The organism is Microbacterium hydrocarbonoxydans (assembly GCF_900105205.1).
Classification (GTDB): domain Bacteria; phylum Actinomycetota; class Actinomycetes; order Actinomycetales; family Microbacteriaceae; genus Microbacterium; species Microbacterium hydrocarbonoxydans.
In genome coordinates, this window is sequence record NZ_FNSQ01000005.1 from 1,639,942 (window position 1) to 1,653,119 (window position 13,178).

13 protein-coding genes are annotated in these 13,178 nt (G+C 67.9%); 8 read left to right on the forward strand and 5 right to left on the reverse strand.

What is annotated here, in order from left to right:
* The first annotated feature begins 4 nt into the window (after positions 1-4).
* From nadD to BLW44_RS08255, 5 genes are all read left to right on the forward strand, one after another.
* A complete protein-coding gene (gene nadD, locus BLW44_RS08235) occupies positions 5-607 on the forward strand; it encodes a nicotinate-nucleotide adenylyltransferase (RefSeq protein WP_060927361.1) in 603 nt (200 codons plus the stop codon).
* Entirely contained in the window at positions 604-1,914 is a 1,311-nt protein-coding gene (locus BLW44_RS08240) for a hypothetical protein (RefSeq protein ID WP_060927362.1), read from the forward strand. Before nadD ends, BLW44_RS08240 begins: the two co-directional genes overlap by 4 nt.
* Positions 1,914-2,294: a ribosome silencing factor gene (rsfS, locus tag BLW44_RS08245; protein ID WP_060927363.1), complete on the forward strand. Its 381-nt coding sequence runs from the start codon at positions 1,914-1,916 to the stop codon at positions 2,292-2,294. The genes BLW44_RS08240 and rsfS overlap by 1 nt, the downstream gene beginning before the upstream one ends.
* A gap of 1 nt (position 2,295) precedes the next feature.
* Positions 2,296-2,985, forward strand: a complete 690-nt coding sequence (locus BLW44_RS08250; protein WP_060927364.1) for an SDR family oxidoreductase — start codon at positions 2,296-2,298, stop codon at positions 2,983-2,985.
* Positions 2,986-3,087: 102 nt separating this feature from the next.
* A complete protein-coding gene (locus BLW44_RS08255; protein WP_060927365.1) occupies positions 3,088-3,372 on the forward strand; it encodes a hypothetical protein in 285 nt (94 codons plus the stop codon).
* A 55-nt stretch (positions 3,373-3,427) separates the two neighbouring features.
* Here BLW44_RS08255 and BLW44_RS08260 read toward each other — a convergent pair whose 3' ends face one another.
* The 5 genes from BLW44_RS08260 to BLW44_RS08280 form a co-directional block, all read right to left on the reverse strand.
* Complete coding sequence (locus BLW44_RS08260; protein WP_060927366.1) at positions 3,428-3,607, reverse strand: hypothetical protein; 180 nt, start codon at positions 3,605-3,607, stop codon at positions 3,428-3,430.
* Between the two features lie 99 nt (positions 3,608-3,706).
* Positions 3,707-4,819 (reverse strand): AI-2E family transporter, encoded by a 1,113-nt coding sequence (locus tag BLW44_RS08265; protein ID WP_060927388.1) that lies wholly within the window; start codon positions 4,817-4,819, stop codon positions 3,707-3,709.
* Between the two features lie 85 nt (positions 4,820-4,904).
* Positions 4,905-6,164, reverse strand: coding sequence for a low temperature requirement protein A (locus tag BLW44_RS08270; RefSeq protein ID WP_082724559.1), 1,260 nt, complete (start codon positions 6,162-6,164; stop codon positions 4,905-4,907).
* A complete protein-coding gene (locus BLW44_RS08275; RefSeq protein ID WP_060927367.1) occupies positions 6,161-6,853 on the reverse strand; it encodes an SDR family NAD(P)-dependent oxidoreductase in 693 nt (230 codons plus the stop codon). Before BLW44_RS08275 ends, BLW44_RS08270 begins: the two co-directional genes overlap by 4 nt.
* Positions 6,854-7,013: 160 nt before the next feature.
* Positions 7,014-9,767 (reverse strand): ATP-binding protein, encoded by a 2,754-nt coding sequence (locus tag BLW44_RS08280; RefSeq protein ID WP_060927368.1) that lies wholly within the window; start codon positions 9,765-9,767, stop codon positions 7,014-7,016.
* 168 nt (positions 9,768-9,935) lie between these two features.
* Here BLW44_RS08280 and BLW44_RS08285 point away from each other — a divergent pair, with 168 nt between their 5' ends.
* Genes BLW44_RS08285 through BLW44_RS08295 form a run of 3 tightly spaced genes read left to right on the forward strand, consistent with a single transcriptional unit; the run spans position 9,936 to position 13,173 of the window.
* Positions 9,936-11,198, forward strand: coding sequence for an NAD(P)/FAD-dependent oxidoreductase (locus BLW44_RS08285; protein WP_060927369.1), 1,263 nt, complete (start codon positions 9,936-9,938; stop codon positions 11,196-11,198).
* Entirely contained in the window at positions 11,195-12,112 is a 918-nt protein-coding gene (locus BLW44_RS08290) for a dihydrodipicolinate synthase family protein (protein WP_060927370.1), read from the forward strand. Before BLW44_RS08285 ends, BLW44_RS08290 begins: the two co-directional genes overlap by 4 nt.
* Positions 12,109-13,173 (forward strand): proline racemase family protein, encoded by a 1,065-nt coding sequence (locus BLW44_RS08295; protein WP_060927371.1) that lies wholly within the window; start codon positions 12,109-12,111, stop codon positions 13,171-13,173. The genes BLW44_RS08290 and BLW44_RS08295 overlap by 4 nt, the downstream gene beginning before the upstream one ends.
* The last annotated feature ends 5 nt before the right edge of the window (positions 13,174-13,178 follow it).

The following is a 13,178-nucleotide window of genomic DNA, read 5'->3' on the forward strand; positions in this document are numbered from 1 at the left end:
CCCTATGAACGACACGACCTCGCGTCCGGCGCGCATCGGAGTGATGGGCGGTACCTTCGACCCCATCCATCACGGCCACCTGGTCGCCGCCAGCGAAGTCGCGCACTCCTTCGACCTCGATGAAGTCGTGTTCGTCCCCACCGGTCATCCCTGGCAGAAGTCGGATGTCACCCCGAGCGAGCACCGGTATCTCATGACCGTCATCGCGACCGCATCCAACCCGCAGTTCACGGTCAGCCGGGTCGACATCGATCGCGCAGGCCCGACGTACACGATCGACACTCTGCGCGATCTCAAGGAACGGCGGCCCGACGCCGAGCTCTTCTTCATCACCGGTGCTGACGCCGTGGCGCAAATTCTCAGTTGGAGGGACCATGATGAACTGTGGGAGTTGGCCCACTTCGTCGCGGTCTCGCGTCCAGGACACGTTCTGAGCACTGACGGCCTCCCGAGCGACAACGTCAGCCAACTGGAGGTGCCGGCGCTGTCCATCTCGTCGACGGCCTGCCGCGCGCGGGTCCGCGAAGACGAACCGGTGTGGTATCTCGTTCCCGACGGAGTCGTTCAATACATCGCGAAGCATCATCTGTATCGGAGCAAGGCATGAGTACATCGGATCAGCAGGGTCACGGTCCGCTGACGCGAAAGCAGCTGCGTGAGATCAGGCTGACGGGATCCACGCCGGTCATCACGCCCGAAGAGGCCGCAGCGGCTGCCGCGCCTCCCGTGCCGCCGCTTCCGCGCGCAGCGGAACCGGTCGAGATCGCACCGGCCCCGACGCCGGAGCCGCCCGCGTCGAGCGCGCCGGAGTCGGATGCCGGGAACGGCGCCGTTCCCCTGACGCGTCGCCAGGTTCGCGAGCGCGAGCGGGTCACGACCGAGTCGGTTCCCGTGGCCGCCGAGGTACCGGTGGAAGAGGCTCCCACAGAAGAGGCCCCGGTCGAGGAGGCTCCCACAGAAGTGGCCCCGGTCGAGGACGCTCTCACTGAGGAGGCTCCGGCCATCGTGCCGATCCCGACGCTGCCGGAGGCCCCGGCCCTCGTGACTGCCGTCCCCGCTTTCACTCCGCCCGTTCCCGCCGAAGAGCCCGTTCCCGCCGACGAGCCCGTTCCCGCCGAAGACCTCGACGAGGACGCCGAGGCCGAGCCCGCGGAGGACACCGACCTTCCTACGCCCGTGAGCGCCGCGGGCGTCGTGGACTATGACGAGACCACGGTCGATCCGGAGACCTCCGCAGCCGATGCTGCTGCCGAGGAGATCGAATCGGAGCCGATCCAGACCGAGGATGCGGCAGAGGCTGTCGCGGCACTCGGCATCGAGGTCGAACCGCGCGACGATGTCGCGGAGACCGATGACGTCCTCGCGGATGTGCAGGACTCCGACGACCAGGACATCGCCGAAGGGGAGCGCCCCACGGTGAACCCGGCCTTCGGCCAGGAACTGCTCAGCGACCCGGCCGAGGCGAAGAAGCCGTTCGTGCCGTCGTTCGACGAACTGCTTACGGTCGGCGACTCCACGGGCTCGCAGCACCTCGCGCCCAACACCCTGATCTTCACTCCGTCCGCGGGTGACGGTTCGCTGTCCGGCCCCGTCGCGTCGACGGGGGAGATCCTCGTGACCGGCTCGTACGAGCTGCCCAAGGGTCTCGGATCGCAGGGCCACGCGCACGGCACCACCGACGGCAAGGATGTCGACGCCGTCCTGATCGACGGCGAGCTCGCTCCGGCATCCTCGCCCACGCCGATCGCCGCCAGCTCGGCGGTCAGCACAATCAAGCCCGCCGGCGAGATCATCCGCCCGCCTGCGCCCGAAAAGGGCAACAAACTCATGCTCATCCTCGCGATCGTGGCGGGTGGTCTCGCGCTCGCGCTGGGCGTTGCCCTGATCGTCGCCTTCACCACGAATGTGTTCTGATGCAGTCACCTGAAACCGCCGAAGAGATGCTGCAGATCGCTGCAGACGCCGCCGTGTCGAAGGGTGGTGAGGACCTCGTCGCGCTGAACGTCTCGGAGCCCCTGCCGCTCGTCGACATCTTCCTGCTCGTCACCGGGAACAGCGAGCGCAACGTCGCCGCGATCGCCGACGAGGTCGAGGACCGTCTTGTCGAGGCCGGGCACAAGCGAGTCCGTCGCGAGGGTCGAGCGGAGGCCCGCTGGGTGCTCCTCGACTTCGGCGACCTGATCGTGCACGTGTTCCACCAGGAGGAGCGCGTCTACTACGGTCTCGAGCGACTCTGGAAGGACTGTCCGGTCGTTCCCTTCGAGCTCGCAGACGCCGCCGCAGACCGCGGCTGACATGCGCGTCCACCTGATCACCGGTGCCGGATCCGGTATCGGCGCCGCCGTCGCGCGTCGCCTGCTCGACCGGGGTGATCAGGTCGTGGTGCTGGCGCGCGATGTGGGTCGCGCCAGGGAGATCACCGCAGTGCTGCCGGGTGCCACGGCTCTCGTCGGCGACCTCTCACAGCCGGGGCGCCTCTCGTGGGCGCTGTCGAAGCAGCCTCTGCCCGAGCGGATCGACTCGCTGGTGCACGTGGCCGGGGTCGTCGATCTCGGACCCGTGGCCGACCTTCCTGCGAACCTCTGGGAGAGTCAGCTCGCCGTCAACCTCGTGGGCCCAGCCGAGCTCACGAGGCTTCTACTTCCTCTGCTGCGCGTCTCGCGAGCTCGGATCGTCTTCGTCAACTCCGGAGCGGGCCTGCATGCGCACGCCGGCTGGTCGGCCTACGCCGCCTCCAAGCACGGGCTGAAGGCTCTGGCCGACGCGCTGCGCTCCGAGGAGTCCGCGCACGGGGTGCGTGTCACCTCCATCTACCCCGGACGCACGGCGACGCCGATGCAGGAGCGGGTGCACCAGCAGGAGGGCGCCGAGTACCGGCCGGAGCGCTTCATCACGGCGGACTCGGTCGCGACGACGATCCTGACCGCGCTCGATCTGCCCGACGACGCCGCGCTCACCGACCTGACGATCCGTCCCGCCGGCTGAACGGTGATCCTGAAGCCTCTCCCTCTGGCTGTCAAGCCCCTGTGAGCTTTCGCTCCCGAGGCGCATGCTCTGTAGTGGGGAGAGAGTCTTGGAGGGAATCACATGTCCGGAGATCCAGAGCCGAGATACGTGCTGCATCGCGTCACGCCGTCCGAATGGGTGATCAACGATCGGCGCTATGAGGCGAGCGATCCGCGGCACGTGGTCGCTTCCGTCTACGAGTACGCCGACACCGAGGTCGAAGTCGTCTGGCTGCGTGATCTGCCGCTCGCGGTGCGATACACGACGCCGTACGAGGTGCTCGAGGAAGTGACCCGCGTGCAGGATTCCAGCAGGTCGACACGGCCGATCCCGATTCCGCACCTGCCGCCGCTGCTCGCGACCTGACGGTGTGCGGGGGTCGGATCCGTGGACCCGACCCCCGCGAGGGCTCGTCCTGGACTCAGTCCTCCTCGGCAGGGTGCTCGGCGGCCAGGCGGTCGGCAGCGACGCCATCGACCTGGTCGGCATCCGCATCCGTGTCGAGCACAGGCTCGCCGTCGACTTCGCGGTGCGGCACGCTGTCGACCTCTGCGTCGTCGTCGGGTCGGGGGACGAGCGGGGGGATCGGGTTGTTCGTCATCGCTGACTCCTCTCGTATGATGTGCGCGCCACGATAGGACCGACTCCCCAGGCAGGGGAGCGGGTTGACGTGCGCACGGGCGAGGAGTAGCTCCGCGGCTCAGACCGTCTCGGAGCGCTTCTTCCGGAAGGGACGCGCGGGGGTGTGCGGGCCATCCCACACCGTGATGATCCCCCACGCGACCGCAGCGATCGGCACCGACAGCACGGCCCCGACGATCCCGCCGAGGATGGTGCCGGTGGTCAACGCGAGCAGGATCACCAGAGCGTGCAGCTTCAGCGATCGGGCCATCACGACCGGCTGCAGGAAGTTTCCCTCGAGCTGGTTGACGAGCACCACGATGCCGACCACGATCAATGCGGCGACCGGTCCGTGGGTGACCAGAGCGACGAGAGCGGCGAGGATGCCGGCCGCCGTCGCCCCGACGAGAGGGATGAACGCGGTGAGGAAGACGATCACCGCGAGGGGGATGGCCAGCGGGATCTGCAGGATCGCGAGGCCGATGCCGATGCCGAGGGCATCCGCCGCCGCGACGATCGAGGTTCCGCGGACGTAGCCGCCGAAGACGTCGACCGTCTTGTCGCCGATCCGGCGCGCCCTGTCGTAGCTCGCGCCCGTGAACGGCCGGAGCAGGAACTCCCAGATGCGCGGGCCGTCCTTCAGGAAGAAGAACAGCACCACGATCATCAGGGCGAGGCCCGTGAAGAAGCTCGCTGTCGCCGACACTCCCGCCAAGGCGCCGCGACCGAACGAGGCGCTGGTGAGGAAGTCGCCTACACCCGCCCACACGTCGTCGAGGTCGATAGCGGCGATGTCGAAAGGCAGCGTGTCGAGCCACGCGGTGATCTGGGTGATGCCGTCGGTGGCCGAGGTGATGAGGTCGTCCCATTGCGAGCGTACCGTGAGGACGATCACCCAGACGATGCCGCCGAGGATCGCGAGGATGCCGATCAGAGCGATCCAGGTCGCGAGGATCGAGGGCACACCGCGCCGGCGCATGACGGCGACCAGGGGATGGATCGCCGACGCGAGGATCAGCGCGATCGTGACGGGGATGAAGACGAGAGAGAGCTGTGTGATCACCAGGACGCCGACTGCGACGAGAGCGAGCACCGCGAGCGTCTGCAGGCTGCGGGTGGCGGCGAGGCCGAAGCCACGTGACCAGAGTCCGGGTTCGAGCGGCTCGAGTCGAGGAACCGTCTCGTCATACATGGTCTGCGGTCGTCGGAACAGTCCGAGCACTGTGTCTCCCCCTCGTCGAAGACCGCCACGCTGATGCCCGGCGGCCTGGTCCTTCCTACCCGGGATGCCGGGACGATGGCAAGTCCCTGGTGCGGATACGGCGAAGGCCCCGGAGAAGGTGATGACATGAGTCATCGTCCTCGCCACCCGGCGCGGAGTGGGGCGGGAGGCGCCGCGAGCGCTCGTCGAGGAGGACGACGCCGAGAAGCACGGCGACCAGGACGCCGCCGACAGCGAGCGACGGCGTCGATCCGCTGAACAGGGCGATCGCGATGCAGGCGCCGATCGCGGCGAGGCGACCGAAGTCGACTCGCCTGTTCACTCGCAGCCGGAACAGAAGCTGCGCGGACAGGAACACGATGGGCCCGGCGGAGACTGCCATCGTCTGCGCGGGGGCGAGCTGGTCGAGTGGATGCGCGATCACCAGTTCGTCGCCGACCGCCGTGGCGATGATCCCCGCGACGATCAGCACGTGCCCATACGTGTAGACGTCCCGCGCCCGACGAGTGCGGGTGGCCTCTCGGGCGAGTGCCTGCTCGCCCAGCTCGTGCCGCGCGGTGAAATACAGCCACCACAGTGCGGCGGTGCCGACGAACGCCTGAACGAAGGCGAAGAGCGTCGCCGGATCGAGGTCATGGGCCGCCGTCGTGGCACCCGTGAGGATGATCGTCTCACCGAGAGCGGCGATCACGAAAAGCCCGAACCGCTCTGCGAAGTGATCGGTCGCGATGTGCCACGACTGTGCGGTGAGTCGCGGCCGCCCCGGCACGGGGAACAGGATCATCGGCGCGACGTAGTCGAGGACGAGAGCGAACAGCCAGATCCACACTCGCATGTCGCCCTCGACGAGGCCGCCGGCGATCCAGAACACCCCTGCGCACGCGAACCAGGCGAGGATGCGTCCGGCCTGGTCGCGTTCGATGGAGCCTTTCTCGGACGCGGCGAAGACAAGGAAGGCGTGCCGGCCGACCTGTACGGAGACATAGGCGATGGCGAACAGAAGCCCTCTGTCTCCGAACGCGTCGGGTATGGAGATCGCCATCAGCATGCTTCCCAGCATCAATGCGATGAGGAGGAGGCGGACGGCGTTCGTCTCCGGATCGAGCTCGTTGGTCGCCCACGTGGTGTAGTTCCACGACCACCACACCGCCAGGAGCACGATCAGCGACTGCCCGACTCCCGCCCAACTGAGATGGTGGGCGAGCAGGTGCGAGACCTGAGTGATCGAGAACACGAAGACGAGATCGTAGAAGAGCTCGAGCGTGGCGGCCCCCCGCAGGCCGGCGCCTCTCCGACGCCGGAGCTGCCGGTTCACCACGGGATCGGGCCCTGCCGGTCGGTCAGTGTGCCGGTCGGTGTGGCGAGCCCGAGGGTCGCGACGCGGACGGCTGCTTCGGCTCCCTCCTCGACGGTCTGACCGACGTTGCCCGTGAAGTCGGTGGCGGTCTGCCCGGGGTCGACGGCGTTGAAGCGCACCTCCGGAATGGTCTTGGCATACTGCGTGGTCAGCATGCTGACCGCACTCTTGGAAGAACCGTACGCGGCCAACGTGTACTGGGACTCGATTCGGTCGGGGTCCTGGGTCAATCCGAACGATCCCATCCCGCTCGTCACATTGATCACCGATGGGGTCGTTCCCTTCCGCAGGAGGGGAAGGAGGGCGTGGGTGACCCGCACCAGTCCGAACACGTTGGTCTCGTATACGGACTGGAGCTGCGTCGGGGTCATGTATTCAGGAGCCGAGACGTCGCCGAGGATGCCCGCGTTGTTGATCAGGATGTCGAGGTGGCCGACCTCGTCCTGGAGGATCGATGCGGCGTGCTGCACCGAGGCGTCGTCCGTCACGTCGAGCGGGACGAATCGTGCACCGAGCCGGTCCGCGGCCCGCTGGCCCGATGAACTGTCACGGGAGCCGATCCAGACAGTCTGGCCGGCGTGAAGGAGACGTCGGGCCACCTCGTAGCCGATGCCGCGGTTGCCGCCGGTGATGAGTGTCGTGGTCATTCTGTACTTCCCCTAGAAGATGTCGTGGTGAGGGCGATAACGAGGGTTCGCTGGTTCAAGTCTCACTTCCACGACCTCGCTGCAGCGTCCGTCAACTGACGCACATCTCGAGTCCGTCGACGGCGTGCACGACGGTGCTGGGGCGACCGGATGCGGCGGGCTACTGCCCTGGCGCGCTCTCGAGGGCGTCGCGGAGAGCCGCCCGCGAGGTTATCCCGAGCTTGGGGAAGACGCGGTAAAGATGGGTGGAGACGGTTCGGGGTGAGAGCACGAGTCTCGCGGCGATCTGCGGATTGCTCAGTCCCGAAGCCGCCATCCGGGCGATCTCGAGCTCCTGCGGAGTCAGCGCAGTGCCGACAGCGCCGCGTGCCGTTCTCGTCATGCCGGTTGCGCGCAGCTCCGCGGTCGCGCGCAAGGCCCACGTGGCCGCGCCGAGTTCGTGGAAGGTGTCCCGAGCCGCTGCCAGCTGGGCTCGGGCTTCGCGGATCCGCCCCAGTCGGCGCAGGTGCTCGCCGTAGGCGAGGCGTGCTCGCCCCGATTCGAACGGGTGGTCGTCGGCACCCGGAACGGCGAGGGCGTCCTCGAACCGGGCCGCAGCTGTCTGTTCAGGTGACGTCATCGCGGTCGCGGTCGCGGTCATGATTGCGAAACGGGGTGAGATGCGGTGGATCCCTGACTCGTGAAGTGCACCTGCGTGCGATCGGGCCTCGTCTGCGCGTCCGGTGCGGATCGCCGCCTCCACGAGATCCGGTGCCGACCACACCGCCTCAGGGTTGAACGGAGGCAGCTCGCCGGGCGTGCAGATCGCCGAGAGATGAGCGTATGCGTCCTCGAATTCGCCCGCACCGACCAGAGCGCGGCCCGAAGCCTGATGGGCGCAGTACTCGAGCCGCCTGAGCCCTCGCGGAGCAGACCATCGCCGTATCAGGTCGCTGTGCTCGGCGCACGCGTCGAGGTCCCCGAGGTGCGCCGCCGCCATCGCGGAGATGTAATGACCGACCTGTCGGAACACGTGATATCCCGTCCGCTCCGACAGCGTGATCAGCTCGGCGGCGGCAGCGGCGGACTCGCTCCACCTGGCCGAATGGAGCTCGTCGAGGGCGACGAACATCAGGGCAGGCATGCTCGATCCCACCGCGCCGCCGTCACGGCCGTCCTGGATGACGCGCGTGACCGGTCGTCGACAGGCTGATAGCCGGTCGAGATACGATGCGGCCAGAGCCGTGCGGACGACGACGTCGGCGTCGGTCTCGTCCTCGAGACGCCCGAGGGCATCCTCGAGAGCCCCGAGGATGCCCTCGGTGACCGACCCCGGAGCGAAATGGATGCGCGCGAGGGAGGCGGCTTCGTGGGGCGCGGCCTCGGGTAGCGAGTCCACGTACTCCATCAGCGGTCGCCAGTGCTCGGGGCGTCCGGAATACTGACTCGCCAGGGTGAGTGTCAGCAGCGCCCGGTCGTGCTCGTCGGCCGATGCCCCGGTCGCAGGAAGCGATCGCACGGCGTTCGCGGCGAGAGCGTGGGAGGCGTCGGCGTCGCCGTCCGTGATCAGCGCGACGAAGCCCTTGGCGACCGCACCCCCGGGCGTGGTCGACTCCTCGGTGAGCCGCAACTCACGAAGAATCTCCTCGGACGTCTGGAGCTGTCCCTCCACCCAGGCGGCCAAGTAGGCCGCGAGAGACAGACGGCGGCGGAGGGCGGTGCGATCCGGACTCAAGTCGGCCGAGCGTCGCAGCCGAGTGACGGCGCCCGCGGCGTCTCCTCGGCGGAGGCTGCGCTGCGCTGCCTTCTGCAGCAGGGCGGCCACGGCTTCGTCCGGTCGCGTCGTCGCACGAGCGAGGTGGTCGGCGTGTCGCTCGATGTCGTCGGTCAGAGCCCCCGCGAGACGTTGGTGGGCATTGCATCGCTCGAGGCCCGTCGAGGTCTCGACCACCGCCGTCCGCACCAGTGGATGCCGGAATCGGATGGTGCGACCGTCGGCGGTGAGGGAGACCAGATCGTCGCGCTCAGCCGGCGCCAAAGCGAGCAGCGTTCCGGGGCCTGAGGCCGCCTCCACGGTTCGCAGATCACCGCGACCCTCGAGTGCCGCCACGAGGAGAAGATCTCGAGCGCGAGCGGGGAGTGCATGGATGCGCGCAGCGAACAGCGTACGGACATCCTTCGACTGGCTGTCTGTCTGCGGGTTGTCGGCACCGGTCCACGGCACGGAGAGATCGGTCGACCCCGCGAACTCGACGAGGGCCAGCGGATTGCCCTGGGCTTCCCGCGCGAGCTCCAGTCGAACACGTGACGGAAGGTGCGCGAAGCGGTGAGACAGCAGCCGTGCAGCGCCTCGATCATCCAAGGGCTGGATGTGCTCCTCGGGTACACCGATCGACTGCACGGTCGGGCTGGATTCGGAGCGTCGTGCACCCAGCAGGCCGATCCTGCGTCCGCGCAGCCGCCTGCCGACGAATCCCGCAGCAGCCCTGCTCGCCTCGTCGACGAACTGCAGATCGTCGACGACAAGAAGCAGGGGCTGACGTTCAGCGGCGGCGCTGAACAGCGCCAGCGCCGCATTGAACACGGCGATCCGACTCGGCGCCGGGCCGACTCCGAGGCCGAGCGCCACTTCGAGTGCCTCAGCCATGGCTCGGGGAAGCAGCGCGAGGTCATCGACGAGTGGAACGACGAGTTGATGGAGGGTCGCGAATCCGATGTCCGTCTCGTACTCGGATCCGCTCGCAGAGATCACCCGGACAGTGCCGGCGGCACGCGCGACAGCAGCGTCCAGGAGGGACGTCTTGCCGACCCCGGCCTCCCCGGTGAGTACCAGCGCGGCTCCCGTCGTCGTCGCCTCCACCGTGAATGCGGCGAGGCGTGCCAGCTCATCATCCCGGCCGACCAAGCCGGCGTCGTCGCGGATCACATCTGCCATTCTCGTCGATCGGACGGGGTCGGAGCTCCATGAGGCCGCGAGGTCGACCCTGTCTACGCGAAAGTTTTCGTTGGGAACACCAAAGGAATCCCAACCTACCTTGTTGCCTTCCGTCATGAAAGGTTGTGATTGACGGGCTCGGTCGCTCGTCCGGAACAAGAGGCGCACATGCATATCGTCGTGATCGGCGGAGGGATCATCGGGCTCACCACGGCCTATCACCTCGCCCGTGAAGGCGCTCAGGTGACCGTTCTCGATGCGCGAGCCACGGGGCTAGGAGCCAGCGATGTCAACGCAGGGTGGGTCGTTCCGGCCGAAGCCGCGCCGGTCCCGGGACCTGGGGTGGTGCTGACGAGTCTCAAATGGATGCTCAGCCCCGACAGCCCGCTGTACATCCGCCCCTCGCTGCACCCACAGTTCCTCTCCTTCATGTTCGGTCTCTGGCGTGCATCGAATGCCCGCGACCAGCGCGCAGGATTCGCCGCCCATCTCGAACTCGCCGAAGGCACCATCGAGTCGTTCGACGACTACCGCGCCGACGGCATGGAATTCGAGATGCACAGTCAGGGCCTTCTCATGGCATTCCTTCGGCGAGAGAACCTCGACCACCACCTCACGCATCTGGACCTCGTGCGTCGGTACGGCCTCGAGCCCACCGTGCTCGTCGGAGACGACGTGCGCGTGCACGAGCCGCATCTCTCGGACGCAGTGCAAGGGGGCCTTTTCTTCCCGCGAGAACGTCACGTCGATCCACGGGCGCTGGCCGCAGCTCTGCGCGGTCGCCTGCTCGAGATGGGGGTCGAGCTGGTCGAACACTCCGAGGTCGACAGCGTCCACAGAGCCGGCGATCGCGTGACCGCCGTCAGCGCAGGCGGGCGGACCTACCGAGGTGACAGCTTCCTTCTCGCCGCCGGCGCGTGGACAGGGCCGCTCTCGCGTCGGTTCGGAGTGCCGGTGCCGGTGCGACCGGGCAAGGGATACAGCATCGACCTTCCGCCGCTGGCGCTGCGCAGCGCGACGAACCTGTCCGACGCGAAGGTGGCGGTCACGCCCCTGAGTCGCAATCTGCGAGTGGCGGGCACGATGGAGTTCGGTGGACTCGACGAGGACATCAACGCGGTGCGGGTGGAAGCCATCCTCCGTGCTCCTCAGCGATATTTCCGCGACTGGCAGCCGGTCCGCGCGGACATCGCTCCACGAGCAGGCATGCGACCCATGACCCCTGATGGCCTTCCCGTCATGGGACGGCTCGGGGGGATCTCGAATGCCTTCGTTTCCAGCGGTCACGGCATGCTCGGCGTGACACTGGCCCCTGGCGCAGCCGCCGCGATGACCGACCTGATGCTGCGCAGCATCGAATCTCCCCGACTTCGCCCCTTCAGCCCCCGCCGCTTCCGCGCGATCCGCGCCTCCGAAAGGACCATCCGATGAGCCGTCGTTCTGTCGATCTGCGAGGAATACTCGCCGCCGTCTCCACACCGTTCACCCCGGACGGCTCGGCGGTGGACGAACCCGAGATCGCACGCCAGGTCGAGCGGATGCTGGCCGCGGGCGTTCACGGGCTCGTACCCACCGGCACCACCGGCGAGTTCACCACTCTCTCAGTGGACGAGCACAAGCGGGTGACCGACGCGTATGTGCGCGCCGTGGCCGGCCGGGTGCCAGTGGTCTCCGGCGTCGGTGCGCTCTCGACCGGAGGGGCGATCGACCTCGCGCACCACGCCGAACGTGCCGGCGCGGACGCGGTCATGCTGGTGCCGCCGTTCTACGACCCCCTGGACATCACGGCGCTGACCGGTTTCCTGAGCGATGTGGCCGAGAGCATCACCATCCCGATCGTCTACTACAACGTGCCCGGTGCCACGGGCATCCGACTGAACGCTGCGCAATTGGCCGAGATCGGGCGCATCCCGGGCGTCGACTATCTCAAGGACACCTCCGGCGATGCCGTGGAGTTCGCCGCTCTGCTCGCCGGACCGCACCGCGAGCACATCACAGCATTCAACGGCTGGGACACCCTGACCTTCTTCGGCATCGCCTCCGGAGCTCAGGCATCGGTCTGGGGCGTTGCAGGCATCGTTCCCGAACTCGCGGTCGGTCTGTGGGACGCCCTGGCGGTGCGAAAGGATCTGGACGATGCCCGGGAGCGGTGGGGTCATCTGTGGGCCATCAGCGACTTCCTGGAGTCGGTGAACTACGTCGCCGGAGTGAAAGCCGGCCTCGAGCTGATCGGTCAGCCGGTCGGTCCGCCCCGCCAGCCCATCCAGCCCCTCGCCGACGAGGATCGCGAGCGCTTCGCGCGCATCCTGGCCGATGCGGGAGTCCTCGTCGGTGCTCGGCCGTGACAGGCGTCGTCTTCGACACGGTCGAGGTGCACGCGGAAGGCGAACCGGGCAGAGTCGTTCTGAACGCTGACGCTCTCGTGCGGGGAAGCACGATGGCGGAGCGCTTGGCATACTGCCGTGCCCATCTGGACGACCTGCGCCGGACGCTGCTGCACGAACCGCGCGGTTATCCCGGCCTATGCGGAGTGCTCGTGCTCTCGCCGGTCACACCGGGCGCCGACTTCGGCATCGTGGTCCTCGAGCAGGGCGGGTTCACGCCGATGTCCGGCAGCAACACCATGTGCGCTGTGACGGCGGTGCTCGAGACGGGGATGCTGCCCCTCCGGGAGCCGATCACGGAAGTCGCGATCGACACCGCGGTGGGCGTCGTGCGGGCAGTGGCGCGGGTCTCGGGGGGAAAGGTCATCTCCGTGAGCGTGGTGAACGTTCCGGCCTTCGTCGTCGAACTCGATGTGCCGCTCGACGTCCCCGGGGTGGGGGTCGTCCCGACCGACATCGTCTTCGGCGGACAGTTCTTCGCCCAGGTCGCAGCCGCTGACTGCGCAATCGAGCTGCGTCCTGAGAACGGCCGTCAGCTCGCGCGGCTGGGCGCCGCGATCAAGCTCGCCGCTCGGGAACAGGTGGTGGTCGCGCACCCGGACAACCCCGAGATCGATCGCGTGGATCTGGTCATGCTGCATTCCGGTCCTCGGCGGCCCGGCAAGCAGGATCGCAACACCGTCGTGATCACCAACGGACCATTACGCGCCGATGACGCGAGCACGTGGACCGGAGCGCTGGATCGCTCGCCCTGCGGGACGGGTACGAGTGCACGGATGGCGGCTCTGCACAGCAGGGGTGAACTCGCCATCGGCGAGGAATTCCGGCACCACAGCATCATCGGAAGTGAGTTCAAGGGCGTGCTCACGGGCACGACTCTCGTCGGCGGACGACCCGCCGTGCTGCCCACCGTCACCGGGCGCGCCTGGATCACGGGCCGCGCGCAGTGGACTGTCGACGAGACCGATCTGTTCCCCACTGGGTACACCGTGGGCGATATCTGGTCGTCCCAGACGGCATGACAGAC

Excerpts from the sequence above, each read along its gene's own strand:
- nadD (WP_060927361.1), top strand. The coding sequence starts at position 5 with ATGAACGACACGACCTCGCGTCCGGCGCGCATCGGAGTGATGGGCGGT.
- BLW44_RS08240 (WP_060927362.1), top strand. The coding sequence starts at position 604 with ATGAGTACATCGGATCAGCAGGGTCACGGTCCGCTGACGCGAAAGCAG.
- rsfS (WP_060927363.1), top strand. The coding sequence starts at position 1,914 with ATGCAGTCACCTGAAACCGCCGAAGAGATGCTGCAGATCGCTGCAGAC.
- BLW44_RS08250 (WP_060927364.1), top strand. The coding sequence starts at position 2,296 with ATGCGCGTCCACCTGATCACCGGTGCCGGATCCGGTATCGGCGCCGCC.
- BLW44_RS08255 (WP_060927365.1), top strand. The coding sequence starts at position 3,088 with ATGTCCGGAGATCCAGAGCCGAGATACGTGCTGCATCGCGTCACGCCG.
- BLW44_RS08260 (WP_060927366.1), bottom strand. The coding sequence starts at position 3,607 with ATGACGAACAACCCGATCCCCCCGCTCGTCCCCCGACCCGACGACGAC.
- BLW44_RS08265 (WP_060927388.1), bottom strand. The coding sequence starts at position 4,819 with ATGTATGACGAGACGGTTCCTCGACTCGAGCCGCTCGAACCCGGACTC.
- BLW44_RS08275 (WP_060927367.1), bottom strand. The coding sequence starts at position 6,853 with ATGACCACGACACTCATCACCGGCGGCAACCGCGGCATCGGCTACGAG.
- BLW44_RS08280 (WP_060927368.1), bottom strand. The coding sequence starts at position 9,767 with ATGGCAGATGTGATCCGCGACGACGCCGGCTTGGTCGGCCGGGATGAT.
- BLW44_RS08285 (WP_060927369.1), top strand. The coding sequence starts at position 9,936 with ATGCATATCGTCGTGATCGGCGGAGGGATCATCGGGCTCACCACGGCC.
- BLW44_RS08290 (WP_060927370.1), top strand. The coding sequence starts at position 11,195 with ATGAGCCGTCGTTCTGTCGATCTGCGAGGAATACTCGCCGCCGTCTCC.